25 protein-coding genes and 3 pseudogenes are annotated in these 23,741 nt (G+C 67.0%); 14 read left to right on the forward strand and 14 right to left on the reverse strand.

Translation table 11 applies throughout. The features are described from left to right. Positions 1-250: 250 nt before the first annotated feature. Positions 251-1,426 (forward strand): DNA adenine methylase, encoded by a 1,176-nt coding sequence (locus KY389_RS13135; RefSeq protein ID WP_219831443.1) that lies wholly within the window; start codon positions 251-253, stop codon positions 1,424-1,426. A gap of 38 nt (positions 1,427-1,464) precedes the next feature. After that, positions 1,465-1,899 (forward strand): annotated as a pseudogene (locus KY389_RS15905) (EcoRI family type II restriction endonuclease); the annotation flags it as partial. Positions 1,900-1,960: 61 nt separating this feature from the next. Here KY389_RS15905 and KY389_RS13145 read toward each other — a convergent pair. From KY389_RS13145 to KY389_RS13185, 9 genes are all read right to left on the reverse strand, one after another. Further along, a complete protein-coding gene (locus KY389_RS13145) occupies positions 1,961-3,940 on the reverse strand; it encodes a phage terminase large subunit family protein (RefSeq protein ID WP_425517198.1) in 1,980 nt (659 codons plus the stop codon). Then, positions 3,930-4,439, reverse strand: coding sequence for a hypothetical protein (locus KY389_RS13150; RefSeq protein WP_219831445.1), 510 nt, complete (start codon positions 4,437-4,439; stop codon positions 3,930-3,932). The genes KY389_RS13145 and KY389_RS13150 overlap by 11 nt, the downstream gene beginning before the upstream one ends. Positions 4,440-4,776: 337 nt before the next feature. Next, positions 4,777-7,221, reverse strand: coding sequence for a DUF7146 domain-containing protein (locus tag KY389_RS13155; protein ID WP_219831446.1), 2,445 nt, complete (start codon positions 7,219-7,221; stop codon positions 4,777-4,779). Continuing rightward, on the reverse strand, positions 7,218-7,451 hold the full coding sequence (locus tag KY389_RS13160; RefSeq protein ID WP_219831447.1) for a hypothetical protein: 234 nt from the start codon (positions 7,449-7,451) through the stop codon (positions 7,218-7,220). Before KY389_RS13160 ends, KY389_RS13155 begins: the two co-directional genes overlap by 4 nt. Further along, a complete protein-coding gene (locus tag KY389_RS13165) occupies positions 7,448-7,729 on the reverse strand; it encodes a hypothetical protein (RefSeq protein WP_219831448.1) in 282 nt (93 codons plus the stop codon). The genes KY389_RS13160 and KY389_RS13165 overlap by 4 nt, the downstream gene beginning before the upstream one ends. Positions 7,730-7,844: 115 nt before the next feature. Further along, complete coding sequence (locus KY389_RS13170) at positions 7,845-8,522, reverse strand: hypothetical protein (RefSeq protein WP_219831449.1); 678 nt, start codon at positions 8,520-8,522, stop codon at positions 7,845-7,847. After that, on the reverse strand, positions 8,519-9,811 hold the full coding sequence (locus KY389_RS13175) for a tyrosine-type recombinase/integrase (RefSeq protein ID WP_219831450.1): 1,293 nt from the start codon (positions 9,809-9,811) through the stop codon (positions 8,519-8,521). The genes KY389_RS13170 and KY389_RS13175 overlap by 4 nt, the downstream gene beginning before the upstream one ends. A 610-nt stretch (positions 9,812-10,421) precedes the next feature. Beyond that, the gene (locus tag KY389_RS13180; RefSeq protein ID WP_219831451.1) at positions 10,422-10,736 is read right to left on the reverse strand and encodes a P-II family nitrogen regulator; all 315 of its coding nucleotides are present in this window, start codon (positions 10,734-10,736) and stop codon (positions 10,422-10,424) included. Positions 10,737-10,748: 12 nt separating this feature from the next. Continuing rightward, positions 10,749-11,741, reverse strand: a complete 993-nt coding sequence (locus KY389_RS13185; RefSeq protein ID WP_219831452.1) for a sodium-dependent bicarbonate transport family permease — start codon at positions 11,739-11,741, stop codon at positions 10,749-10,751. 124 nt (positions 11,742-11,865) lie between these two features. Here KY389_RS13185 and KY389_RS13190 point away from each other — a divergent pair, with 124 nt between their 5' ends. Together KY389_RS13190 and KY389_RS13195 are read left to right on the forward strand one after the other, a co-directional pair. Continuing rightward, positions 11,866-13,044 (forward strand): LysR family transcriptional regulator, encoded by a 1,179-nt coding sequence (locus tag KY389_RS13190; RefSeq protein WP_219831453.1) that lies wholly within the window; start codon positions 11,866-11,868, stop codon positions 13,042-13,044. After that, positions 13,031-14,005, forward strand: coding sequence for a hypothetical protein (locus KY389_RS13195; RefSeq protein WP_219831454.1), 975 nt, complete (start codon positions 13,031-13,033; stop codon positions 14,003-14,005). The genes KY389_RS13190 and KY389_RS13195 overlap by 14 nt, the downstream gene beginning before the upstream one ends. A 163-nt stretch (positions 14,006-14,168) precedes the next feature. Here KY389_RS13195 and KY389_RS13200 read toward each other — a convergent pair whose 3' ends face one another. Beyond that, positions 14,169-15,029, reverse strand: coding sequence for a nucleotidyl transferase AbiEii/AbiGii toxin family protein (locus tag KY389_RS13200; RefSeq protein WP_219831455.1), 861 nt, complete (start codon positions 15,027-15,029; stop codon positions 14,169-14,171). After that, a complete protein-coding gene (locus KY389_RS13205; RefSeq protein ID WP_219831456.1) occupies positions 15,026-15,649 on the reverse strand; it encodes a DUF6088 family protein in 624 nt (207 codons plus the stop codon). Before KY389_RS13205 ends, KY389_RS13200 begins: the two co-directional genes overlap by 4 nt. Positions 15,650-15,808: 159 nt before the next feature. Here KY389_RS13205 and KY389_RS13210 point away from each other — a divergent pair, with 159 nt between their 5' ends. The 6 genes from KY389_RS13210 to KY389_RS13235 all read left to right on the forward strand — a co-directional run bounded on the left by KY389_RS13210 (position 15,809) and on the right by KY389_RS13235 (position 19,206). Next, entirely contained in the window at positions 15,809-16,018 is a 210-nt protein-coding gene (locus tag KY389_RS13210; RefSeq protein WP_219831457.1) for a helix-turn-helix transcriptional regulator, read from the forward strand. Between the two features lie 10 nt (positions 16,019-16,028). Beyond that, positions 16,029-16,514, forward strand: a complete 486-nt coding sequence (locus tag KY389_RS13215; protein WP_219831458.1) for a hypothetical protein — start codon at positions 16,029-16,031, stop codon at positions 16,512-16,514. Next, positions 16,514-17,302 carry an ATP-binding protein gene (locus tag KY389_RS13220; protein WP_219831460.1) on the forward strand — a complete coding sequence of 263 codons (789 nt, stop codon included), beginning with the start codon at positions 16,514-16,516 and terminating at the stop codon, positions 17,300-17,302. Before KY389_RS13215 ends, KY389_RS13220 begins: the two co-directional genes overlap by 1 nt. 21 nt (positions 17,303-17,323) lie before the next feature. Then, the gene (locus KY389_RS13225; RefSeq protein ID WP_219831461.1) at positions 17,324-17,830 is read left to right on the forward strand and encodes a DUF669 domain-containing protein; all 507 of its coding nucleotides are present in this window, start codon (positions 17,324-17,326) and stop codon (positions 17,828-17,830) included. A 66-nt stretch (positions 17,831-17,896) separates the two neighbouring features. Next, positions 17,897-18,262 carry a hypothetical protein gene (locus KY389_RS13230; RefSeq protein ID WP_219831462.1) on the forward strand — a complete coding sequence of 122 codons (366 nt, stop codon included), beginning with the start codon at positions 17,897-17,899 and terminating at the stop codon, positions 18,260-18,262. Further along, positions 18,262-19,206, forward strand: coding sequence for a PD-(D/E)XK nuclease family protein (locus KY389_RS13235; protein WP_219831463.1), 945 nt, complete (start codon positions 18,262-18,264; stop codon positions 19,204-19,206). The genes KY389_RS13230 and KY389_RS13235 overlap by 1 nt, the downstream gene beginning before the upstream one ends. 55 nt (positions 19,207-19,261) lie before the next feature. On the opposite strand, the gene KY389_RS13240 is transcribed toward KY389_RS13235, so the two are convergent. Genes KY389_RS13240 through KY389_RS13250 form a run of 3 tightly spaced genes read right to left on the reverse strand, consistent with a single transcriptional unit; the run spans position 19,262 to position 19,962 of the window. Then, entirely contained in the window at positions 19,262-19,462 is a 201-nt protein-coding gene (locus KY389_RS13240; RefSeq protein WP_219831464.1) for a hypothetical protein, read from the reverse strand. Positions 19,463-19,474: 12 nt separating this feature from the next. Then, positions 19,475-19,672, reverse strand: coding sequence for a DUF6900 domain-containing protein (locus KY389_RS13245; RefSeq protein ID WP_219831465.1), 198 nt, complete (start codon positions 19,670-19,672; stop codon positions 19,475-19,477). Positions 19,673-19,701: 29 nt separating this feature from the next. Further along, positions 19,702-19,962, reverse strand: a complete 261-nt coding sequence (locus KY389_RS13250) for a hypothetical protein (protein ID WP_219831466.1) — start codon at positions 19,960-19,962, stop codon at positions 19,702-19,704. A 113-nt stretch (positions 19,963-20,075) separates the two neighbouring features. Between KY389_RS13250 and KY389_RS13255 the strand changes: the two are divergent. The 4 genes and pseudogenes from KY389_RS13255 to KY389_RS15675 form a co-directional block, all read left to right on the forward strand. Then, positions 20,076-20,713, forward strand: a pseudogene (locus tag KY389_RS13255) (hypothetical protein). Further along, entirely contained in the window at positions 20,658-22,688 is a 2,031-nt protein-coding gene (locus tag KY389_RS13260; RefSeq protein ID WP_219831467.1) for a phage terminase large subunit family protein, read from the forward strand. The pseudogene KY389_RS13255 and the gene KY389_RS13260 overlap by 56 nt, the downstream one beginning before the upstream one ends. A gap of 4 nt (positions 22,689-22,692) precedes the next feature. Next, positions 22,693-22,908 (forward strand): phage head-tail joining protein, encoded by a 216-nt coding sequence (locus KY389_RS13265; protein WP_219831469.1) that lies wholly within the window; start codon positions 22,693-22,695, stop codon positions 22,906-22,908. A gap of 79 nt (positions 22,909-22,987) precedes the next feature. Beyond that, positions 22,988-23,656, forward strand: a pseudogene (locus KY389_RS15675) (phage portal protein); the annotation flags it as partial. Positions 23,657-23,741 lie beyond the last annotated feature (85 nt).

Below are 23,741 nucleotides of genomic sequence, written 5' to 3' on the forward strand. Positions count from 1 at the left end.
GCCGCCCGCCACCCGCAGCGTCGAAGCCGCGAGCCCGCGCGAGTCCGAGAAGGCGATGGAAGAAGGTCCGCATGGGCAGAAGAAACGCACGAAACAGACCCTCAAGCTATTGAGAAAGTTCAGGAATCAACGTGAGTGACATCTAGCAACCTGGGTCACTCGCGTTTGGGCCGTTGGCCAAGGCAGATGCTCCTCCTTGATCAATCACTCAGCGCGAAATAGAAGGAAAGAGGGCCGGAGAGAGAGCAGCATGAACAAGCAAATGCCGACAATTGATAGCGACTTGATGCGTCCGGAACAACTTGACTTCTTTGGACCCGCGAAAACCTCGGGTGAGTACGATGAGTTCCTTTCTGAGCAGTTGATCACCTACATTGGCAATAAGCGTAGGTTGTTACCTCTAATTCAAAGCGCGCTTCTGCGGGCACTGGAGATCTTGGGCAAAGAGAATGTTTCGTTTGCAGATGTGTTTGCAGGGACCGGCGTAGTTTCGCGACTGGCTAGGCGCTGGTCGCACACGCTCTACATAAATGATTTTGAGGCTTACAGCGCCTTTTCAAATAGAGTATATCATACCAATCGCTCGACTGTTGATGTTAGTGCAGTTGAGGCGGCTCTGCGTGAAGTGAATCGCATCGCATCTGAAAGTCCCTATGCGGGCTTTATCACAGAACTATACTCTCCTGCCGATGAAAGTTTGATAACGAAAGACGACCGTGTTTTTTACACGAGGCGCAATGCCATGTTTATCGATACCGCTCGGCAGGAGATCGATAAGCTTCCAGAGAATATTCGTCCCTATCTTCTGGCTCCACTTATCCAAAGGGCGTCCGTTCACGTAAATACATCTGGTGTTTTTAAGGGCTTCTATAAGAACAAAAGTGGAGTCGGACAGTTCGGAGGGTCGATGCGTAATGCCCTCCAGAGAATTTGCGCGCCTATAGAGATTCCGTTCCCTGTTTTTTCTCGATTTGAGCGAAATGTATATGTAACGCAAAGTGAGGCTGCTGATTTTGTCGAATCGCTGCCGCAAGTCGATGTCGCTTACTTCGATCCGCCATATAACCAACATCCTTACGGGTCGAATTACTTTATGCTCAACTTGATTTTGGAGGGCCGGAGACCCACTGAAATAAGCCGTGTTTCCGGGATACCGAATGACTGGAAAAGGTCGGACTACAATGTTCGTGGCAGGGCAGCGAGGGCTCTTAAAAATGTGATGGATCGCTGCCCCGCGCGAATACTAATGGTATCCTATAATTCTGAAGGCTTCATTTCAATCGACGAAATGATGGAAATGCTGGAAGGGCTGGGTGCTGTTACTGTTTTCGACCAAGAATATAATACATTTAGGGGCTGCAGGAACCTATCAGGGCGTTCTGCCCATGTAACAGAATTTCTATTCAAGGTGGAGAGGCGTGACTGATGGCGAAGAAGTCTGATCTGCGTATACAACGCGAAGGCATGATAATCAACTCGACGTCGAAGCGCCAGGAAAAAGCCTTAACCAAGGCCATCCGCCGGGTTGCTACTGACTTGCGTAGCGCTTTCCCAGGAATTCAGCTTAGGCATCAGTCAGAATGGAAGTTGAAGTATGTCGTTGAGCACTTGAGGCAGCACTTCCCGGATGTTGATTTCGAATACTATTTCGATACATCCGCTATGAGGCCTGATGGTGGGATTCTTTCAATTTCTTCAATTGATGGCGCTAATTATCCAATTTTGATTTCTGAGAAAAAGAATCAGGGGACGAACGATTTGCGTCTTCTCGAGGGCAAGGGCAAGCAGGCAAAGGGCAATGCGATTGAGAGGCTCGGCAAGAATGTTATTGGATTTCGTGCTGCACTTAAAGTGGAATCGATTTTTCCGTTCGTGTGCTTTGGGGACGGATGCGATTTCGCCGATGACAGTTCAATTCTTGATAGAGTAGTGACAATTGCCCAGTTCGGAAAACTGAATGTCATACACTTGCATAAGCAGGCAGATTCGGCCTTCGACCGTGGTGCGTTCTTTTTTCGAGTAGCTGAATGGACTGAGGATGAGATGTTCGAAGTTTGTAGAGAGATTGCGGAGAAGAGCGTCTTCTATTATTTTTCAAAGTACGGTAAGGAAAAATTTCTAACTGGTGTGGCGATACCAAAGCCATGATGAAGGAATCGGTTGAACCGAAACAGCCACTGATCGCACTCCTGTAGACGCCACCCCCTCCACCTCCTCGTTGAGCCTGAGACCCATGCTGATGAGCCCGTGCAGGGCGGCGTGGGCGTAGACGAAGGTGTCGAGCGCCTCGTTGCGCTCGCCGTCGCGCTTGGGCTGCCAGGAGCGGATGGGGCGGCCGCGCTCGAAGCGGGTGACGACGCGCTCGGCGGTCAGCTGGCGGAAGTAGTCGGCGTCGAGGGCGGGGGAAGTGGATCGCGCCGGGGCCGGGCTCGGTGAGGCGCAGGCGGGCGTAGACCGCGTCCTTCACCGCGTCCACGCCGACGATGAAGAGCGGGATCTTGCCCTTGTTCGTGCGGGTGGGGCGGCGCGGCCAGACCGGGATGCCGGGCCCGCCGCGGCCCTTGATCGCCCAGATGCGGCGCGCAAGGCGCGTGCGGCAGAACTCGTAGGCCATCTTGGTGTGGTGCCCGCCGGTGTCGATGGCGGCGGCGCGCACCGGCAGGTCGAGCCCCGCGGGATGCGGGAAGGTCGCCTGTAGCACCATGTCGAGATCGCACCACAGGCGCGGCCCGGACGGATCGCCCCAGAGCACGCGGTCGTCGATCACCCACGCCTCCTCGTCGCGGCCCCAGCCGAGGATCTGCACCTCGATCCGGTCGCCCTGCACATCGACGCCCGCGGTGAGCACAGCCACGGAGGCCGGCAGCGCCTCGCCCCAGTCCTCTCGGCGGGCCATGAGCGGGTCGGCGGGAACGGTGTCGCCCGCCTGGTCCTCCCAGGACTCGCCCAGCTTGGTGTTGACCCAGACCTGCAGGCGCGCGGGATCCTTGCGCACGCGGCCGTGCTCGGCGGCGATCTCGGCCCAGGTCTCCCACGGGGAATAGAGCGCCGAGAGGTGGAAGCCCGCGGTGCGGCCGTCGCCCTCGGCCGTGGCGCGCCACTCGCCCGCGGCCAGCAGGCGGGGCTTGTCGTGCTCGTGGTGGATGCCGCCGCAGGCCTCGCAGACCAGATGCGCCTGGTCGCGCCTCCCCTCGGGCCAGCGGATGCGCGCCCAGGTGATCGGGGCCATGTCGCCGCAACGCAGGCAGGGGACGTGGTAGAAGCGCCGGTCGCTGTCGAGGAAGGCGGCCTCGATGCGGGAATGGCCCTTCAGCGTGGGCGTGGACACCATGTAGATCTTGCGCCGTCCGCGGAAGGTGGCGGTGCGCTGGATCGCCAGATCGACCGGATCGCCCTCGCCATCGGCATCGCCGGGATAGCCGTCCACCTCGTCGAGGAACAGGTAGCGGACGGGCGTGGAGCGGAGGCCGACGGCGCTGTTCGCCCCGGTCATCACCAGCTGGCCGCCGGGGAAGGACTTGCGGAACAGGCTGTTGCCGGCAACGCGGGAGCGGGGCGCGGCGACCAGGTCGCGCAGGGCGGGTGTGGCCTCGATCATCGGGTCGATCCGGACGGTGGTGTTGCGGCGCACCATGTCGAGCGAGGGCATGACCAGCATGGCGATGCCGGGCGCATTCTGGATGATGTAGCCGAGCCAGTTCAAGCCCGCCTCCGAGCCGCCGGTCTGCGCGCCCTTCATCAGGACGACGCGCTCCCAGGGGCTCGACGTCGAGAGCGCATCCATCACGGCGCGCAGGTAGGGCGTGCGGTCGGTGCGCCAGCGGCCCGGCTCGGCCGAGGTCGGCGGCAGGATGCGGTGCCGGTCGGCCCAGTCCGACACCGGGATCGGCGGTTCGGGGCGGATGCCGCGCCGCCAGGCGAGGTCGATGTCAGGCACCATCGCCAAGGCTCCCGAGCGGCAGGTCGGCCAGGTGTTCGAGATGCTCGCGCATCATCCGGTCGAGGGCGGCGAAGGTGGCGCGGGGATCGGCGCCCAGCTCGGCGGCGAGCAGGGGCGCGGTGCGCTGGACCCATGCCATGTGCGCGTCGCGTTCGGCACGGGCGCGCGCGAAGACCGTGCGCGTGGCGGCGGCGGTCTCGATCAGCTCGCCCCTCTCACGCTCGTAGGCGAGCTTCGCCCGCTGGACCTTCACGATCTCATGCAGCCGCTTGGCCTCGGCCAGCGTGGTCGGATTGCGGGCCGCGCTGGCGGCGCCGCCCCGGTTGCGCTGGGCGGGGTCGAGGTTGTTCTCGATCCAGGCGAGCCCAATCGCGACGTCAATCCGCCCGTCCGCGCGGACCGGCAGCCCCTCGGCCACCAGCTGCGAGATGCGCCCCTTGGTGAGCCCGACGCGGGCGGCGAAGGCGGTCTTGGTCTCGGCGCCGTCGAGTTTAGTCATTTCCGCCCCCTGACGCTGGCGGGCTCATGCGCTGCGCGTCCCCACATACGGATCGGCCCCGAAGGAACCGCCGCTTTCCCGATCTTTCCGGCTTGACCCCGCCGCGGGCGGGCGCGCTCGGCGCCTCGGGTGACGCACCGGTGACGCAAGGATGACGCAATTCGGGGTGCAAGCCTTTGAAAGTGTTGAGATGACGCACTTCCCCCGGCAACCTTTTCATATGGGGGGAACGCGATGCTATTCGGGAGGTAGTTTCCCCCCTATCGAAATATCTGAGCCGAAGTGCGTCATCTCAACACTCTCAATGGGTTAGGGGCCAAAAAGCCGGTTTGGTGCGTCACCAGTGCGTCACCGCGAGGCCGATGAAGAACCGACCCTCCTTCGTGCGCTTGTGCTGGATCCCGGCGACGCGGGCCTGGACGCGCTGGACGAAGCCGTTGATGGCGGGCAGCTTCTCGGACTTGTAGCCCTCGGCCAGCGCCCAGTTCTGGAAGCGCAGATGCGCATCGCGCGTCGCCAGCATCGGCCCGCCGTTCACGATGGGCACGACCGACACGCAGGCGTCGATCCACGCCGCCACGGGATCCTCGCTCAGCACCCATTCGAGGAGCGCGTCGTGGCAGCCCTGCGGGATGGCGAAGTTGCGGCGACGGATCAGCCGCGCTGCGCCCTCGACGGCCCATGCCAGCAGCAGGTCCGGCTCCTCGGCGGCGATGCGCTTGCCGATGTCCTCGATGCGCTCCTCCAGCGGGATCGAGCGGGTGAAGGGGATCAGCAGCAGGCGGCGCTGCACGCCCCGGTCCACGCCGCCCTTGAAGCTGGGCAGCTGGTTCGCGGCGAAGAGGTTCTGCGCCATCGAGCGGAACTCGACCCGGCTCTTGTAGACGTCGCGTCCCTCGATGGGATCGCCGGTCACCACGGCCTTGAAGGTGTCGGATGCGATGGCCTCGGGCGAGAGCTCGTCGGAGGCGTTCAGAAGCTTGCCCACCAGCCCGATGACATGCCGCTCGTCGCCCATCTTCGAGGCGGGGACCGAGCAGACGGCGCTGGCGGGCAGGAGGCCGCGGGCGAGTTCGAGCACCTGGCTCTTGCCGTTCTCGGCGGTCTTGCCGTGCAGCACCACCGCGCGCGGTTGCATCAGCCTTGTGGCGTAGCCCAGCGCCGCCGCGCCGCAGACCTCGGCCAGAAGCGCGCATTTGGCCTCGGCCTCGGGATCGCCCTTGAAACTGCCGGTCAGCAGCCGCGCCAGCAGCGAGCCTTCGGGCGGCGTGCCGGAGGCGCCGGGTTGCCAGCGGCCGGGCAGGGTGTGGCGGCAGCGATGCTGGCGGTGGTGGGGTTCGAGCTGCGGTGTTCCCTCGGCGTCGAAGCGGATGAAGCCCGAGGCGCAGTTGATGCCGGCGGGCGGGGCGTCGAAGAAGCCGGGCATGGCGCAGAGCGCGGCGCATTCGTTCAGGACGGAGTTGACGCGGGTCTGGGTCAGCTTGACGTTCGAGGGCTCACCAGCGGGCGTCTCAAAGCTCGCGCCGTCATAGGTGTGGACAGGCAAGCGCAATTCGTGGGCCGGGATCGCCTCCCAATGCGTGCCGCCATAGCGCCAGAACTCGCCGTCGGCATGGACGATGCGGCCATGGCGTTCGGTCAGATCCTCGCGGACCCGTTTCGCGATCTCCACGTCCGAGCCGATGTAGAGCCGCTTGCGCCCGGTGTCGGCCAGCTCGGCGCGGAAGGGTTCGGCCGCCTCGATGCGGTTGCGCACCGCCGCCTCGCCCTCGCGGAGGAGCACATCGTTGAAATCCTGCTCCTCGGGCGGGGTGGCGATCCGCACGGTGAGGCCGCGCCGGACGAGCTGGCTCGCGGCGCGGGCCATCTGCCCCTCGGCCTTGCTGCCGGGCAGGTCGCCGTCGCGGGCGACGATCACCGTGGCGTTCGCGGGCACCGGCGCGCGGCCGATGTTCGAGATGCCGAGGCAGGCCCAGGTCTCCTGTCCCGTCGCCTGCCAGACCGAGAGCGCGGTCTCGACTCCCTCGCAGAGGACCAGCGGCTCGCGGCCCGGCAGGCGCACTGCGGCGCGTTCGGACCAGCCTTCGACGGCCTTGTTGGTGCGCTTGACGACCTCCACCGGCGCCTTCCGCCCCTCGGCGGTCAGATAGACCTGCTGGACCGCCAGGACCTCGCCCGCCGCGTCGGTGGCGAGCGCGACCATGGCGCCGAACTGGCGGTAGGCATACTGGCGATAGCGGATGCAGTCGGGCGGCGTGGCGGTGATGCCGCGACGGCGCAGGTAGGCGAGCACCGGTGTCGAGACGAGGCTCTCGCTGCGCCGCACGATCTCGGCCACCTTCTCGGCGCGTTCCTCGGGCGTGAGTTCCCTGGCTCCGGCCGCGCCCGAGGCGGAACGCGCGGGCGGCGTGGCCGTCCAGGACGGACCGGCGTCTGGTTCGCCCAGCCAGTTCCGGGCCCAGTCCCAGGCGGCCGTCCCTTCGAGGCGCAGGCAATGGGCGATCAGCTCCAGAGCTGCGCCCCCGGCGCCATGCTCGTGATCGTACCATCGGCCCTTGTCCGCGCCGTCGATCTCCACGGCGACGCTGCCCTTGGTGCCGAAGCGCAGCTGCTGCGCGCTGGAAAGCTGCCGGTTCGGCTCGCCCAGAAGTTCGCAGGCCAGGTCCGCGATGCGGTCGTTCAGCATGTCGGCCAGCTGGGCGACGGACAGGCGCGGGGCGGCACGGGCGTGGGAGCCGGGCTGCATGCCGTTGAGGTCGAGGGTCTGGTTCTCCTTGGTCATTGGCGCGGCGCCTTGGCGAAGCCCTCCTGCAGGGCGATCCAGTCCATCAGCGTGGAGCGGCGTGTGGCGATGCGGCTGCCCAGCCGGAAATGCGGCAGCGGGCGCTTCGCGCGCGTGCAGAGGTAGTAGACCCGGCGCTGGAAGCGGCACTCGTCGGAGGCATAGAGGAAGCGGGCGATCTCGGCGGCGCCCACCATCATGTCGGGTGCGAGCGTGGCGGGCGCGGTCATCGGCCCCTCCCGACGCGCGGGGCGCTCGGCTTGCGGGAGGCCTGCTGTTCGCGGGCCAGGATCCAGTCGCGCACCGCCTCGATACGATAGTAGACGCGCCGGCCGATCACCACGAAGGGCGGGGACTGGCGCAGCTGGCGGTCGCGCTGGCAGGTGCGCAAGCTGACCCCGCGGCGCGCGGCGTAGTCTTCCTCCGAGATGAAACCGTCGAGGAAATCGGTGGGCGGGGCGACGGTGGCGGCCCTCTCGGCGCCTCCGGATGCAAGGGGGTGGGTCATCGGCGTCTCCTTCGTGCCAGGCGACGCAACGCGCCGCCGATGCCCGAGAGATGCCGACGTTCGGCCCCCCGAAAAACCGCCCCGAAAATACCCCCGGAGCAATAATTTCAGGGGATTACGCAGTCCTTCGCGACACCGCGCGCCAGTCCCCGCGCAGGTTGTTCTCGATGGTCTTCGGCGTGGGACAGTCGCGCCGCGGCCAGGTCTGGCGATACCAGTCCGCAAGCGCGCGGGACTCGGCGGCGAGACTGCCTGCGAGCTCGCCGGCATCGACGCGCCGCTGAAACTCTGCGCGGATGATGTCGATCCCCTTTTTCGGACGTCCGGGCGTTCCGGTCGGCATGTGGTCGTCGGCATCGGGCGGCAGGATGTGGATGTCGTGCACGATGTTCGCGCCGACGGTGGCCTGGCCCTTGCGGACATTTGTGATGCGCAGCTGCCGCCACGCGGGCGCCGGGATCGCATGCCACGGGCCGAAAGGCGGGTTCTCCTGCCCGAAGGCCGTCAGTTCGCCCGCCTCCAGCTTCGCCTTCATCGCGGCGAGCATGCGGTTCCAGACCCGGTGCAGCTCGGCCCGCGCCGAGCGCGACCGGTTTGCGACACGGTTCGCAGCCTTCGCCTCATCCCAATCGGAGATATAGCTGGAGAGATAGGTCGGCCGCTTCGGCAGCGATTTCCGGGCTTCGGTCGCCCGCGCATGCTCTTCCCACATCTCGGCGGGCAGGAACTCCCGCATCGCCTGTTCGAGGGGCAGGGCATCGGTCGGTGGGCCAAAGGGCTTCTGATCGGTCACGGCCGTTTTCCTTCGTCCGCGATGCCCTGCTCCGGCGATGGCTGCAACACGAAGGCGCCCACCGTCTCGGCAGCCTTGCGCAGCGGATCGTCGAACAGATGGGCGTATCGCTGGGTGGTTTGGACCTGCGTATGGCCGAGCATCTGGCCGATCAAGGGCAGCGACGCGCCCGCCGACACGAGGATGCTGGCGAAGGAATGGCGGATGTCGTGGATCCGGACATTCGGCTTGAACTCGGTCCTGGGCTTGCCCTTGCGGTCGAGGACCGGCTTGTCCTTCGCGTCCAGCACCGGCACCTCCGCGCCGAGCCCCGCCCTGCGGCAGACCGAGACCCATGTCCGCTTGATGTCGGTGAGCGGCTTGCCGGTCGGACCGGGGAAGACATAGGGGCTGGGCGGCCTGCCCTCGGCCTCGGCCTTCGCCCTGGCGGCGGCCTTCATCTCGACCAGCAGCTGCACGGCCGGGCCCGAAAGGGGCACGCGGTGCAGCTTGCGCTGCTTGGTGTGGGCCGAGGGCTTGGTCCAGACGCCGTTCTCGAGGTCGAACATCTCCCATGTCGCGCCCAGCACCTCGCCGCGGCGGGCGCCGGTCAGCATCAGCAGCTTGATCGCGTTCGCGGACATGGGCTCGGAATGGTCGTTCAGCGCCTGCGCCAGCGCGGCGATTTCCGTCCGGTTCAGATAGCGGTTCCGCTTCTCCTCGGGGTTGCGGCGCACGCCCGAGACGGGGTTGTCGTCGCGCCATTTCCAGCGGATCGCGAGGTTGAACGCCTTGCGCAGCACCTCGACGGTGCGGTTGGCGCGGACGGGCGTGCCGCGGATCTCGGTAATGTCGCGGTGGAGCGCATCGACATCGTCATGGGTGATCTGCGCGACCTTCATCTTGCCGAAGCGCGGCAGGATGATCTTCTCCCACATCATGCGCTCGTCGGCCTGACTGCGCGCGGCCTTCTTGGGCAGGTGCTCGCGGGCGTAGCGCTCCCACATCTCCTGCACCGTCGGCGCCTCGCGCTGCGCCTGCCGCTCGCCCATCGGGTCGTGGCCGAGATCGACCTCGCGCTTCATGTCCCTCGCGACCTGGCGCGCGGCGGCCACGGTCCAGTCGGGCCAGGCGCCGATGGTGATGCGCCGCTGCCGCCCCTCGGCCCGATAGTCCAGGATGAAGGACTTGGCCCCGCCCGGCGTGATGCGCAGGGCGAAGCCTTTCACCTCCGCGTCCCACAGCATGCTCTGCCCGCGCACCGGCGGCAGCGCCTTCCGGACGGCGGCTTCGGTCAGTTTCCCGGTCATTCCAGCCTCCCCGTGTCAACACTGTGTCAACACATCATATGGCTGTTTTTGTCGGTCGCTGGCGTCGAGTAACAGACGGTCGCGCCGGATAGCCACAATAAAACAGACGTCTAGGAGACTAGGCCGGAAAACGCGTCAACAATCAAGGGTCTAAATATTGGGTGGAATCTGGCTCATAACCTGAAGGTCGTAGGTTCAAATCCTACCCCCGCAACCAAAATCATGCACGTTTTTAAACGCTTAGACGCCGCCCTCCGGGGCGGCGTTTGCGTTTCCAGCACCCGTGGAAGCACTGTGGAAGCAAGAGGGGCCGAAGTCCCTCGCGTGACTGCGAAAATCGCGTTCGCTGCTCTGCAGCCCTGTGTGGCCCGAACCGGCACCAGCGGCGCTGGTCGTTCCCGGCCCAGAGCGGTCGTTCGACCAGCTCTGTTTGCGGCGTCGCGGCAAGTAGGATTTTGACTCAGGGGGACAAGGTCGAGACATTCAGTTGACAAAGCAGGACGGCGACCCGAGCCAAGCACAGCGTTTCGAGAGCCGTCGAACGCAGGTTCCCGGCGACGCGGGCAGGCCGTTTGGACGCATGAAAGTCCACTGCCAGATTTCCTTTGCGTCAAAATTTGCTGGCGCGCCAGACCTCGACTGGGGACAACCAGACAATGCCTGACTGATCGGCCAGGTGGTGGCTGGTCAGGGTCTCAGCGATGCGCTCGGCCGTGGCGCGGTCGCGCAGCACCGTCTCGATCTTGACGATGGCGAATTCACGCACCAGCTGCGCGGCATCGGCCCGGTGCAGCCCGTGCGCGCCCATGCCGCCGCCGGGAAAGACCGACCAGCCGGTCACGCCCGCCTCGGTCAGCAGGCGTTCCACGGCAGGTTTCAGGAGGCGTTCGACGATCACGGTCAGCTTGACGGCGGGGGTGGTCATGGCGTGGCTCCTTCACAGCGCAAAGACGACATCGGCCAGCGCGATCCACAGCGGGATCGACAACAGCGCGACGGGGGTGCCGATGCTGGTGGACGCGCCGATATAGGCCGCCGGATTGGCCGAGGGGATGGCCGCGCGCAGCGTCGGCGGGCCGGAAATGTCGGAACTGGATGCGGCCATCACCGCCAGCAGCACCACCCCGCCGGGCGAAAAGCCGGTGGCCAGATGCGCCAGCCAGCCAAGCGCGAAGCCGAGCCCGCCATGCACCAGCGGCGCGGTCAGACCATAGACGGCATAGACATGCGCCACGCGCCGCAGTTCGGCCAGCCGGGCCGAGGCCTCCATCCCCATGATCAACATCAGGATCGACAGGAAGCCCCGGAACAGCGGATCATAGAAGCTGTGGAACACCGGGTCGGGCCGCGCGATCATGCCCAGCACCAGCCCCAGCGCCAGCGCCGACAGGGCCGATCCACGCAGGCTGTCGACGATGATCGCGCCGAGCCGGGGCCGGGCCTTGCCGCCCTTGCGGCCCAGCTGGGCCAGCACGATCGCGGTCAGCAGGGCAGGGATGTCCATGAACGGGTAAAGCGCGGGCACCCAGGCCTCGAAGCGCAGCCCGTCCTCCTCCATCAGGACCATCGCGGCGGCGAGCGTCGAGGCCGAGACGGCGCCGAACAGCCCCGCGGTGGCGATCCCGTCCTCGGGGCGGGGGCCGCTGAGCGGCGCCAGGGTCACCCGGCCGATCAGCACGATGACTACGCCCAGCAAGGCGGCCGCCAGCGCAGGCAGCAGCAGTTCGGACAGGTCAGCCTCGCGGATGGCGATCCCGGCGCCAAGTCCGATCCGCAGCATCAGCACCACCACGATGAAGCGGTAGATGGCATCGGGGATCTCCAGCCGGCTGCCCAGGGCGGCGATGGCCATGCCCCCCAGCAGGAAGGCCAGCGTGGGCGATTGCAGCTGCCGCCCGAAGGCGGCGAGGAAGTCGAGGAACAGGTCCATGCGGGTCTCCGGAGGTCTGGGTCGACGGCGCGTTCAGACACCGGAAATCGATGAAAGAAAATTACATATTTTGTGCAGAATCATGCTATCAGATAGAACGGTTTTGCAGCTCTTGGACGGTCTCATGGCCATTCCCAACCTGCACCACCTGCGCCTGTTCCACGCCGTGGCCCATGACGGCACGCTGACCGGGGCGGCGCGGTGGCTGAACCTGTCGCCCTCGGCGCTCTCGGCGCAGCTTCGGGCGCTGGAGGCGGCGCTGGGCCATGACCTGTTCGAGCGCCGCGGGCGCGGGTTGGTCCTGACCGAGGCGGGGCGGATCGCGCTCGATCATGCCGATGCGATCTTTCGCACGGCCGAGGATCTGACCGCGATCCTGCGCCAGCATGGGCCGGGGCAGCGGGCGCTGCGGGTGGGGGCGCTGGCCACGCTTTCGCGCAACTTCCAGCTGGAATTCCTGCGCCCGGTGCTGGGGCGGCCGGATGTGGAGGTTGTGCTGCGCTCGGGCAGCCAGGCGGAACTGCTGCGCGGGCTCGAGGCGCTGGCGCTCGACGCGGTGCTGACCAACCTGGCACCGCCGCGCGATGCCGCCAGCCGCTACCTGCTGCACAGCCTCGACCGCCAGCCGGTCAGCCTGATCGGCACACCGGCGCGGGCCAATCCGCCGCTGCCGCTGGACGTGCGGCTGGCATCCGCACCGCTGATCCTGCCCACCCCGGAAACCGCCCTGCGCGCCGGTTTCGACGCCCTGGCCGCGCGGCTGACCTATGAGCCCGCGACCGGGGTGATCGAGGTCGTCGCCAGTGATCGCGAAAGCCGGTCCGAAATGGCGCAGTTTCTCGCGCGGGATCTTCTCGGCGTGGAGTTCAGGGACGAGAAGGTGCCGATGCGGCACTACGATCTCGCGGTGCTCTTGGCGCCGCATTCCTTCCCGACCGATGTCGAGGACGGGATCGAGCGGGTCGAGGTTCGCCAGCTGAGGCTGATGCCGATCGACGCCGTCGGGGAACGCGTTACTCTGGAATGCCTCAGCAAGGCCGACCGCAACATCTGGACGATGGCTGAGGCTCGGCTTGGCCCCGGCAATCCGCTCAGCGGCGGCTGGGTGGCGACGCAAGCGAAGCTGGCGACTAAGTTCCACCGGAAACCGGGCGCTCGGCGTGGCCGCACGCTGCCGCTGACGATCACCATGCCGCACGGCTGCAACCTCAAGGATCAGACCGAGGAAGAGCAGGTGATCGGAGAGAAGTACCTGCGGCGTTGGGGAATTCTGGTCGATGACCCGGTCGTTGTCGAAGATTGACGAGCGAGCCGCGAGGCTCTTTGCCAGCATCGTAGAGACAGAGGAGGCGCGGATCACCGGCGCCGTCCTGACCGGCTATCATGCTGCCAGCGCCCCGCCTCTGATCGGCGCTGGTCTCCTGGTGCCGGATGGGCCTGTTCCGGCAGCCACATCGCTGACCGATCATGACGATGAACCTGTGAGCCTGGAATGGTCACCCGAGCATCAAGCCTACGGGTATTTCAGCGCTGCAGCGGGATGGGTAACGGTCGAAGAGAAGCGCCTGCAGGTCTATCGGATCGACGCTCTGGCCTTTCTTCGGCGACTTGCGGCCCGGCTTGATCTACCGGTCAAGGCTCGGCCGGCTGAACGCATCTCAGGCATCTTATGGGAATTAGGCGATGTCCGATTGCAGGGACGCGGAGGCCGGGTCCCGGTCTGGTACGCGCGGAGGCTGACCGATCAGGATGTCTGGCGGCAGGTCGTCGCTTATCTCGGTGGCCGCCCTCCCGCGGATTTCAGGATCGTGGTGACTAATTCAGCGACCCATGGTCTCGCCGAAGCCGAGCTGTCACGGCACCAGATCATCGCGCTGGATGACCTTGTGGACCATAGCGCGGGTCTCATCATCGAGCCCGCCTACCTCGCTGCGCAATTGAGAACCGGCGCAGCTTCCAGAGCGACCGAACCCGTGCGCCACGCGGCTGGGTTCCGGCATTTCTGGGTGGGCGACAGGGAGTTCAAGTTCAGCGGCGACAAGCGGCGCCAGATCGTCGAGTACCTTTTCAATGCATGGGAAGATGGCGTGGAAAGCGTCAGCACCGAGGTGATGTTCGCTGACTTGGAGTTCAAGTCTACGAGCCGGATGAGAGATATCTTCAAGGATCACGAGGATTGGCGGGACCTGATCGAGGCGACGGGCGGGTCCTGCAGGCTTCGCATCAGGGAGCTCCTGGAGCAGCAGCGGGCTCGCGCCGATTGATGGTGTCCTCAGCCATTTGAAGCTGTTCCATAACCCAGTCGAAGGGCGGTGCGTCGCCGAGCATCATGCCCTGCATTGCTTCGTAGTCCTTTTCGATCGCCGCGCGCAGTTCGGAAGAAGGCACCACGCGGAGCGACCCGGGAACGGCTTCATTGAACTTCTTTCAGGCCTGCTTGAACGCGATGAGGTTATGCTCACGGACCGCCGTGAGCAACGCCGTGTCGGCCAAGGCCGTCCCACCGATGTCGGTGCCGGTGATCATCGCGACATCGTAATAGTGCCGCGATATCCTGTCCTTGTCCGTAGGCACCCGATTTTCGTCGCGATGGCCGCAGAACGCACCGTGCAGAATGAGGAGTTTCTCAAGGTAAGTCCGCGCCGGGGAGATGACATTGATGTTGCCGACCTCGAATGACCAGTCTGCCGCGAGGTCGTCTGCGATATAGGGGGCCACGCTCGCCATGACATTCGGATCCAGCGCCGAGCACGCGCCCGCTTCGAGTTTGACGCGCGGCAAGACGTAGGGAAGATCGGCGCTCGGGTAGAGCGTGGGGTACTCGATCAGCAGTGTCTGTTGATCCGCATCCTCGTCGTCGCGCACGATCTCGCAGCGCTCGTCGAGAAGCGGCCCCAGAGCCGCAGCGAGATCGCCGCAGATATAGGCGCTACAGGCCTCTTTCAGCTCGTCGAACAGAGCTTTGCGCTTCTTTCCGGATATGCCTTCAGGGTTTGTCGGATCGCGATCGGCCCCGAAGCCGAGCCCGTCGCGATAGACGACGAGATCGATGTCCTCCGAGAAGCGGCGGATAAGCCCGAACGCCTTGGACAGCGCCGTGCCGCCCTTGAACAGGAATTGCGGGTGGCCGTCCGGCAGGCGGTTGTAGAGCGCGTCGAGCACGAAGCAGACCCAGAAGTCCTTCTCGACGTAGCTGGGCAACGTGTCGAGACGGTCGGCTGCCGCCTCGAACACGTCCTTTCTGTCCTGATCCGAAAGCGCGAGAAACCGCGTGTAGCTCTCGCTCATCGTGCAGCGGTTTGCGGCTCGACAAGGCTATGCGCGATGGGGGCAGCCCAACTCGGCAGGCTGCCGCTGTTGCGGGCGAGATCCTTCTTCACGGCATCCGGAAGTTTCCGCTTGAGTGTGGTCGCGACCCGCACATCCGAAGCTGCCTGCGGGCCGAGCCAGCGCAGCGCCTGCGCCACGGGCGCAGAGGATTTCCCGGCCCACGCCATCACGCTCGGACCTGCATGCCGCAGGCGAACGGTCCGGTTGCCGATCTTCACGTCCCGCGTCGCCCCGTCCGTCACATAGCTTGTCTTCGCCGGGACCGCGTTCGTCAGGCCCAGCTGGTTCGCCGCGGCAATCCCGTCAGGCATGATGCGGATGCTATCGCGCCGCGCGAGGGCAGCGACCGCTTTGTCCATGTCCACCGGCGCTGGCCGCTTCAGGACGCCACTCGTGCGGGGCAGATCGTAGAGTCCGCGCCCGACGCGGCGGAGATCCCCGCTCTTCGCCAGACGTGACAGCGCCTGGTCGACCGCCGCACGGCTGCCGAGGTCAAGGAAGTCCTTGGGAGTGCATACCCAGCGGCCACGACCCTTTGCGCGCACGCGCCTCATGATTCGATCAGCAATGCCAGTCATCTGGTTGGTCCTTCAGGGCTCTACCGTGTCAGAAACATAGAGAGTTTTTCTGACGAAATCAATTCCTCCCCGCACGCTCCCCTTCTGCCTCCCGATCTCCTCCCCTCGCACACCCCAGTCTCGTTCGCAGGCATTCGGCCAATCGCGAAGGAGACGACGATGTCAGTCACGCATCTCAACCAGGTCGAGCTGGCGGCTCGATGGAAAGTCAGCCCGCGCACGCTGGAGCGCTGGCGTTGGACCGGTGAGGGCCCCGCCTTCATCAAGATCGGCGGCCGGGTCGTGTACCGGCTCGAGGACGTCGAGGCCTACGAGGCCAACCGGCACTGCTCGAGCACGGCCGACAAGCCCGCCGTGAAGCTGGCGTGAGGGGGCGGCCATGACGATCCGCAACCGCATCACCCTCGACGATCTGCCCACCATGCCGGTCGGCGACATCGCCGCGCTGCCGGGCGACCAGCTGGCGCTCCTGAAGCAGGAGGCCGACGAGCGGCTGCGCGCTGCAAAGAACCTCAGCGACTGGCTCGATGGCGCCATCGCGCTGAAGTACGGCGACCAGGCGCAGGAGGCGCGCCGCGCGGAAGGCAAGGACACCGGCACCGTCCGGCTGAAGGACGGCCCGGTCACCGTGGTCGCCGAGCTCCCCAAGCGCATCGATTGGGATCAAACGATGCTTGCCGGTCTGGTCGAGCAGATCCGGGCCGATGGCGCCGATCCCGCCGAATACGTCGACATCGCGTTCAGCGTCTCCGAGCGCAAGTTCACCGCCTGGCCCCATCACATCCGCCAGGAGTTCGCGCCCGCGCGCACGGTCAGGACGGCCAAGCCGAAGTTCCGGCTGCTGCTCGGCGAGGAGGTGTGCTGATGGCCATCTCGCTCGCATCCCTGCAAACCTCGACGGCGCTGCGCCCGCCGCGCGTGCTGATCCACGGCGTCGCCGGCATCGGCAAATCCACATTCGCCGCGTCCGCCGACGCGCCCGTGTTCATCCTCACCGAGGACGGTCTCGGCAAGCTGCAGGTGCCGCATTTCCCGCTGGCGACGAGCTACGCCGAGGTCGCCCAGGCGCTCGACGCCCTGCTCGACGAGGACCATGGCTATTCGACCGTGGTCGTCGACAGCGTGGACTGGCTCGAGCCGCTGATCTGGGCCGAGGCCTGCCGGCGCAACGGCTGGGCCTCGATCGAGAGCCCCGGCTTCGGCAAGGGCTACGCCGAGGCGCTGATCATCTGGCGCGAATACATCGACCGGCTCAACGCGCTTCGCGACCGCAAGGACATGGCGGTCATCCAGATCGCCCACACCGACATCAGGCGCTTCGACAGCCCCGAGCACGAACCCTACGACCGCTACATGATCAAGCTGCAGGCACGCGCCTCGGCGCTGCTGCAGGAGCACTCGGACGTCGTGCTCTTCGCCAACTACCGGATCTCGGTCAGCAAATCCGACGTCGGCTTCAACAAGAAGGTCACCCGGGCGCTCGGGTCCGGTGCGCGCGTCATGCACACCGAGGAGCGCCCCGCCTTCCTCGCCAAGAACCGCTACGGCCTGCCGGAGACCCTCCCGCTCGATTGGTCCGCCTTCGTGGAGGCCCTCGAAGCCGGCGACCGCCTCCCCGCCAGGCCGGTGCCCCCGGCCCGCACCGCCGATTGAACCAGCTGAAAGGACAGTGAGATGGCACGACTGAACACCGCCTTCGACGCCACCGGCATCGAGCCCGTCACCGCCCATGAGATCCTGCCTGCGGGCAAGTACCTCGCCCAGATCGTCGAAAGCGAGATGCGGGTGACCCGGAACGGCATGGGGCAGTATCTCTGGCTGATGCTCGAGATCCTCGAAGGCCCGCACAAGGGGCGCAGGGTCTTCGACCAGCTGAACCTCGTGAACCCCAACCCGATCACGGTCGAGATCGCGCAGCGCACGCTCTCGGCGATCTGCCATGCCACGGGCAGGCTGCAGGTGAGCGACAGCGAGGAGCTGCACCTGATCCCGATGACGATCCAGGTCGGCGTGAAGCCCCCGAAGGACGGCTACGGCGAGCGCAACACGATCCGCTACCTGGTGCCGGAGACCCCGGCGCAGGCGACCGCACCGAGGCCCTCCGCCACGCCGCCGGCCAGCGCGCCCGCGCAACCGGCGCCAGCCCGGCCTGCCACCGCGCCCTGGAACCGCAGGAGCTGACGCCTTCGGCCGCCGCGGGGTGACACGCGCGGCGGCCCGGACATCGCCAGACCCGAGAGATCGACCATGACGAAGACCATCGACGCGGTCCGCGTGGCCGCGACCACCCCCGGCTTGCCCGACGACACCCGGCGCCTGATCGAGATCGAGGACGCCATCGCGAAGATCCGCACGCAGATCGCGACGGCGGATCTCGCGCGGCAGCGGACGGGCAAGCCGATCGACCCCGACTGGTTTCACCGCGCGCGCACGGCGCTGCGCCACCTCAATCGCGAGCGCGCCGAGCTCGTCGCCCGCCACAGCCGTCGCCACCGGCGCGAACGGCTCAAGGACATGATCATCGCGGTCCTTCGCGAGCGCCACGACAGCGCCGCCTGGAGCGCGGTGCTGGCGGAGGCGCGGGCGCGGCTCGAGCGGGAGGAGGCGTGCTGATGGCCGAACTTCCCGAACCTCCGACGCCGACCCTCTCCGCGATCTACGCCGCCTACGAGGCGCGGCAGGGCGATGGCTTCCGCGACCATCTCGGCGCCTCGCTCATCGGCAAGTCCTGCGCCCGCGCGCTCTGGTACGACTTCCGCTGGGCGACCCCCGCGCGACACACGGGCCGCATCCTGCGGCTGTTCGAGACCGGCCAGCTAAAGGAGGCCCGGCTCGTCCGCGACCTGCGCGCGACCGGCGCCACGGTGCTCGAGGTCGATCCCGAGACCGGGCGGCAGTTCCGCGTCGAGGCCCATGGCGGTCATTTCGGCGGCTCGCTCGACGCCGTCGCCCTCGGTCTGCTCGAGGCGCCGAAGACCTGGCACGTCGTCGAGTTCAAGACCCATTCGGCGAAGAGCTTCGCCGAGTTGGTCGCCAAGGGCGTCGCGCTCGCCAAGCCCCAGCACGCCGCGCAGATGCAGATCTACATGCACCTGACCGGCATCACGCGGGCGCTCTACGTCGCGGTCTGCAAGGATACGGACGCGTTGCACATCGAGCGCGTCCCGGCCGACCCCGCGATGGGCGAACGCCTGCTGGAAAAGGCGCGGCGGATCATCTTCGCCCAGCACCCGCCCGAGCGGATCAGCGCGGATCCCGCCTGGTTCGAGTGCCGGTTCTGCGATCACCACGGGCTCTGCCACGGCGAGGACGCGGCGGCCGTCACCTGCCGGTCCTGCCTGCATTCCACGCCCATCGAAGGCGGCTGGCACTGCGCGCGCCACGACCGGCTGCTCGACCCGGCCGACCAGCGCCGCGCCTGCCCCCGGCACCTGTTCATCCCCGATCTCGTCCCCGGCGAGGTGACCGACGCAGGCGAGGACTTCGTCTCCTACCGCATGCGCGACGGCTCGACCTGGACCAACGACGCCCGCGACACGGAGGCCGCCGCATGCTGACCCTGGCTCATGGGTCGTCTCCGGTTTCGGCCCGGCCTCGGCCGGGCATTTCGGGTCAGTAGGTGGTGAGTTCCGCCACATGGCCGGTGGCCGGATGGCGCCAGTGCTCGATCATGTCGCGGGTGAACCAGTATTCGTAACCGAGCGCCTGCCAGTTGGCGCGGACACGCTCGCGGTGCGCGAAGCTCTCGCCGATCACGAAGTCCTGCGCTGCGGGAAGCGCGGCGTGATCGATACGGATGGTCGTGGTGCTCATGGCGTGGTCCTTTCAGGACTGGCTGGCGGCGCGGCGCCCGGCCTCGTAGGCTTCCTCGAGCGCGGCGCGGATGGTCCAGACGGCGACGTCGTGGAAGTCGAGGCTGTCGGCGTTCCGGGTCTCGAGCGTCTCGAGGAAGAGACGGCGCCGGGCGATCTCGAGAAGCACGGCATCGCGGGAGGCGGCGGGGTCGGTCTTGCGGCGGGGCATGGTGGACCTCCGTCTTGGAATGGTGGGGATCAGACGTCCTCGAGCGCGCTCTCGAGCTCACTCGGCTCGCCCTTGAACAGGCAGGCGGCTTCGAGGATCGCATCGAGGAGCAGGCGCTGCGCGTCGCTCGCCATTGTCCTCGGATCAATGGCGGACAATGGCTCGCCGTCCTCGCTCTGCAGCCAGCCTTCGCTGATCCGGGCGAGGTCCTGGATCTCCAGCGTGTCGCGGCGGATCAGGGCATGTGCGGCGGCGCGGATGAGGTCGGTGAGGGTGGCGGGGGTGGTCATAGCCGGGGCTCCCGAGGTGAGTTGCATCGTCGTCGTGGAACCCGTGTTCGCTCTGTCCGCGTCACCCATCAAGCGAATAAGCATCTGACCAGGAACGATTTTCGGAGCCGCCGATGCAGGGCATGAGCGAGCGGCAATACGCTGCGCATGCGGGACTCTCGCGCGGGGCGATCCGAGACGGGCGAAGGCGGCGGGGCGGCTGGTGCTGTTCCCGGACGGCTCCATCGACGCGGCCGCCAGCGACGCGCGGCGGGCGGAGACGACCGATCCGTCGAAGGTGAGGGGCGACCGTGGCGCCGTCCTGCGGACCGCCGCGAAAGCGTCCCGAACCAAGCCGCCTGCGCCGAAGCTGAAGCCGGTGCCCGAGGCGGCCGTCGCCGCGGTGGGGGACACGCTGCGCGAACAGGGTCTGGCCGCGCCGGTGGTCGGCGGCGGCACGACCTTCCTGCAGGCCAAGACCGCGAACGAGGTGCTGAAGGCGCAGGAGCGGCGCATCCGGCTCCAGAAGATGAAGGGCGAGCTGGTGGACCGGGCGCGGGCCGAGACGTTGATGTTCCGGCTGGCGCGCGAGGAACGCGATGCCTGGGTCACCTGGCCCGCGCGCGTCGCTGCGCTGATGGCGGCGGAGCTGACGGCGGCGCTGGGGGACGGGGCGCAAGTGGAGGCGGCGGTGATGCAGAAGGTTCTGGAAGCCCATGTCCGCGCCCAGCTCGACGCCCTTGCCGAGGTCCGGACCGGGCTTGCCGGATGACCTGACGGACTTCGACGGTGCGACCGAACTTCTGCGCGCCTGGTCGCGCGGCATCCGGCCCGGTCCGGACCTGACGGTCTCGGAATGGGCCGACCGGCATCGCTGGCTTTCGTCGCGCGCTTCGGCCGAGCCCGGGCGGTATCGCACCGCGCGCACGCCCTACATGCGCGAGATCATGGACCGGCTGTCGCCCGGCGATCCCACGCAGCGGGTGGTGTTCATGAAGGCAGCTCAGATCGGGGCTACGGAAGCTGGAAGCTGTTTCATCGGCTTCGTGATGCACCATGCGCCGGGGCCGATCCTGGCGGTCCAGCCGACGGTGGAGCTGGCCAAGCGCAACTCGCGCCAGCGGATCGACCCGCTGATCGAGGAGAGCCCGGAGCTGCGCGAGCGGGTGAAGCCTGCGCGCTCGCGTGACGCTGGCAACACGATGCTGTCGAAGGAATTCGCCGGCGGCATCCTGATCATGACCGGGGCGAACTCGGCGGTCGGGCTGCGCTCGACGCCGGCGCGCTACATCTTCCTCGACGAGGTCGATGCCTATCCCGCCTCGGCGGACGAGGAGGGCGATCCCGTCACGCTGGCCGAGGCGCGCTCGCTGACCTTCGCCCACCGGCGCAAGGTGTTCCTGGTCTCGACGCCGACGATTCGGGGGCTGTCGCGCATCGAGCGCGAGTTCGAGGCTAGTGATCAGCGGCGGTTCTTCGTGCCGTGCCCGCATTGCGGCCATGCGCAATGGCTGAAGTTCGAGCGGCTGCGCTGGGACAAGGGTCATCCCGAGACGGCCGCCTATCACTGCGAGGGCTGCGAGGCCCCCATCGCCGAGCACCACAAGACGGCGATGCTGGCGGCGGGGGAGTGGCGCCCCACCGCCACGGCGGCCGATCCGCTGACGATCGGCTACCACCTCTCGGCGCTCTACTCGCCGGTGGGCTGGCTCAGTTGGGCACGGATCGCGCGGGCGCATGAGGCGGCACGGGGATCGGACGAAGCCATGCGGGCGTTCCGGAACACCATCCTCGGCGAGACCTGGATGGAAACCGGCGAGGGCGAGCCATGGTCCGCCATTGGTCCGAGGACAATGGCGAGCGACTGGCAAAGGCTGGCCGACCGCCGCGAGGCATGGGCTCCAGGCACGGTGCCGCAGCGGGGGCTGTTCCTGACCGCGGGCGCCGACGTGCAGAAGGACCGGATCGAGGTCGATGTCTGGGCCTGGGGCCGTGGGCTGGAAAGCTGGCTGGTCGATCATATCGTTATCGAGGGCGGGCCGGGCGATCCGGCCTGCTGGCAGAAGCTGACCGAGCTGCTGGGACGCACATGGGCGCATGCGAACGGCCAGCACCTCACCATCGCGCGGCTCGCCATCGACACGGGTTTCGAGACCAGCGCCGTCTATGGCTGGGCCCGGGCCGTGGGCTTCGCGCAGGTCGCCCCGGTCAAGGGCGTCGAGGGCTTCAACCGGTCGAGCCCGGTGACGGGCCCGACCTATGTGGACGCGACCGTGGCGGGCAAACGCCTGCGCCGCGGTGCGCGGCTCTGGACGGTCGCCACCGCGACCTTCAAGGCCGAGACCTATCGCTTCCTGCGCCAGGAGCGCCCGACTTCAGAAGAGATCGCTGCCGGTGCATCGTTCCCGGCCGGAACGGTGCATCTGCCGAACTGGGCGGACGGCGAGTGGCTCAAGCAGCTGACCGCCGAGCAGCTGGTGACGGTGAAGGGCAAGCGTGGCTTCACGCGGCTCGAATGGCAGAAGCTCCGCGAGCGCAACGAGGCGCTGGACATCCGGGTCTATGCCCGCGCCGCCGCGTGGATCCTCGGGGCGGATCGCTGGCCCGAGGCGCGGTGGGGCGATCTGGAAGCGCAGCTCGGGGTGACGGCGGGCGACAAGCCTGGCGCGGAAGCCCATTCGGCAAAGCCGAAGGTGCCGCGCGCGCCGCCGCGCCGGCGCATGGTGCGCTCGAGCTACATGAGGTGACCCGATGGCCACGGCCGCAGACCTCCGCGCCCGCCGCGAGGCGCTTCTGGCGCAGCGCTCCTCGGGCGTGGCCCGCGTCAGCTACGACGGCAAGACCGTGGAGTATCGCAGCCTGGCCGAGATCGACCGGGCCATCGAGGCGCTGGAGCGGGAGATCGCGGCAGCCGAGGGGCGGCGCATCGTGCGGCAGGTCCGCGTGACGACGGCGAAGGGGCTCTGACAGCATGGGTCTGTTCGACAGGTTCCGCCGCCGGGCGACCGGCGGCCCTTCGGCCGTGCGCGCCCGGCTCGAAGGCGCCATGGCGCGACGGCGTCTGCGCGGCTGGAACCCGCCCTTGGAGAACATCAACGCGCTGGTCGCCTCGGGCGGGCCGCGGCTGCTGGCGCGGGCGCGCGAGCTTGTGGTCACCAATGGCTACGCGGCGAATGCCTGCGAGGCCTTCGCGGCGAACCTCGTGGGCGACGGGATCAAGCCCTCGTCCTTGATCGAGGATGCGGGCCTTCGCGACCGCGTCCAGCGGCTGTGGCTCGCCTGGACCGACGAGGCGGACGCGGACGGGCTGACCGACTTCTACGGCCTGCAAGCCATGGTCGCGCGGGAGATGTTCGTGGCGGGCGAGTGCTTCGTCCGGCTGCGACCGCGGCGCGCGGAGGACGGGCTCACGGTGCCGCTGCAGCTGCAGCTTCTCCAGTCCGAGATGCTGCCCTTCGAGAAGACCGGCACCGCGGCGAACGGCAACCGCATCCGCTGCGGGATCGAGTTCGACGCCATCGGCCGGCGCGTGGCCTACCACTTCCGCCGCCGCCACCCTGGCGACAGCACCGATCAGGGGGCGGTCATCCCCGAGACGGTGCGCGTGCCGGCCGGGGACGTGCTGCACATCTACCGGCCCATCGATGCGGGCCAGATCCGGGGGCTGCCGCATGTGGCGCCGGCCATGGTGCGGCTGTTCCTGCTCGACCAGTATGACGACGCCGAGCTCGACCGGAAGAAGACCGCGGCGATGTTCGCGGGGTCCGGAGCCGGTGCCGCAGGCACGGATCGATCCGGTG

It is taken from the genome of Paracoccus bogoriensis, assembly GCF_019431455.1.
GTDB lineage: Bacteria > Pseudomonadota > Alphaproteobacteria > Rhodobacterales > Rhodobacteraceae > Paracoccus > Paracoccus bogoriensis.

What these genes read in the sequence shown, in the direction of transcription:
- KY389_RS13210 (WP_219831457.1), top strand. Translation starts at nt 15,809, where the DNA reads ATGTCAGTCACGCATCTCAACCAGGTCGAGCTGGCGGCTCGATGGAAA.
- KY389_RS13200 (WP_219831455.1), bottom strand. Translation starts at nt 15,029, where the DNA reads ATGAGCGAGAGCTACACGCGGTTTCTCGCGCTTTCGGATCAGGACAGA.
- KY389_RS13265 (WP_219831469.1), top strand. Translation starts at nt 22,693, where the DNA reads ATGGCCACGGCCGCAGACCTCCGCGCCCGCCGCGAGGCGCTTCTGGCG.
- KY389_RS13145 (WP_425517198.1), bottom strand. Translation starts at nt 3,940, where the DNA reads ATGGTGCCTGACATCGACCTCGCCTGGCGGCGCGGCATCCGCCCCGAA.
- KY389_RS13215 (WP_219831458.1), top strand. Translation starts at nt 16,029, where the DNA reads ATGACGATCCGCAACCGCATCACCCTCGACGATCTGCCCACCATGCCG.
- KY389_RS13185 (WP_219831452.1), bottom strand. Translation starts at nt 11,741, where the DNA reads ATGGACCTGTTCCTCGACTTCCTCGCCGCCTTCGGGCGGCAGCTGCAA.
- KY389_RS13180 (WP_219831451.1), bottom strand. Translation starts at nt 10,736, where the DNA reads ATGACCACCCCCGCCGTCAAGCTGACCGTGATCGTCGAACGCCTCCTG.
- KY389_RS13235 (WP_219831463.1), top strand. Translation starts at nt 18,262, where the DNA reads ATGGCCGAACTTCCCGAACCTCCGACGCCGACCCTCTCCGCGATCTAC.
- KY389_RS13245 (WP_219831465.1), bottom strand. Translation starts at nt 19,672, where the DNA reads ATGCCCCGCCGCAAGACCGACCCCGCCGCCTCCCGCGATGCCGTGCTT.
- KY389_RS13135 (WP_219831443.1), top strand. Translation starts at nt 251, where the DNA reads ATGAACAAGCAAATGCCGACAATTGATAGCGACTTGATGCGTCCGGAA.
- KY389_RS13250 (WP_219831466.1), bottom strand. Translation starts at nt 19,962, where the DNA reads ATGACCACCCCCGCCACCCTCACCGACCTCATCCGCGCCGCCGCACAT.
- KY389_RS13190 (WP_219831453.1), top strand. Translation starts at nt 11,866, where the DNA reads ATGGCCATTCCCAACCTGCACCACCTGCGCCTGTTCCACGCCGTGGCC.
- KY389_RS13220 (WP_219831460.1), top strand. Translation starts at nt 16,514, where the DNA reads ATGGCCATCTCGCTCGCATCCCTGCAAACCTCGACGGCGCTGCGCCCG.
- KY389_RS13165 (WP_219831448.1), bottom strand. Translation starts at nt 7,729, where the DNA reads ATGACCCACCCCCTTGCATCCGGAGGCGCCGAGAGGGCCGCCACCGTC.
- KY389_RS13155 (WP_219831446.1), bottom strand. Translation starts at nt 7,221, where the DNA reads ATGACCAAGGAGAACCAGACCCTCGACCTCAACGGCATGCAGCCCGGC.
- KY389_RS13230 (WP_219831462.1), top strand. Translation starts at nt 17,897, where the DNA reads ATGACGAAGACCATCGACGCGGTCCGCGTGGCCGCGACCACCCCCGGC.
- KY389_RS13225 (WP_219831461.1), top strand. Translation starts at nt 17,324, where the DNA reads ATGGCACGACTGAACACCGCCTTCGACGCCACCGGCATCGAGCCCGTC.
- KY389_RS13240 (WP_219831464.1), bottom strand. Translation starts at nt 19,462, where the DNA reads ATGAGCACCACGACCATCCGTATCGATCACGCCGCGCTTCCCGCAGCG.
- KY389_RS13260 (WP_219831467.1), top strand. Translation starts at nt 20,658, where the DNA reads ATGTCCGCGCCCAGCTCGACGCCCTTGCCGAGGTCCGGACCGGGCTTG.
- KY389_RS13150 (WP_219831445.1), bottom strand. Translation starts at nt 4,439, where the DNA reads ATGACTAAACTCGACGGCGCCGAGACCAAGACCGCCTTCGCCGCCCGC.
- KY389_RS13175 (WP_219831450.1), bottom strand. Translation starts at nt 9,811, where the DNA reads ATGACCGGGAAACTGACCGAAGCCGCCGTCCGGAAGGCGCTGCCGCCG.
- KY389_RS13205 (WP_219831456.1), bottom strand. Translation starts at nt 15,649, where the DNA reads ATGACTGGCATTGCTGATCGAATCATGAGGCGCGTGCGCGCAAAGGGT.
- KY389_RS13160 (WP_219831447.1), bottom strand. Translation starts at nt 7,451, where the DNA reads ATGACCGCGCCCGCCACGCTCGCACCCGACATGATGGTGGGCGCCGCC.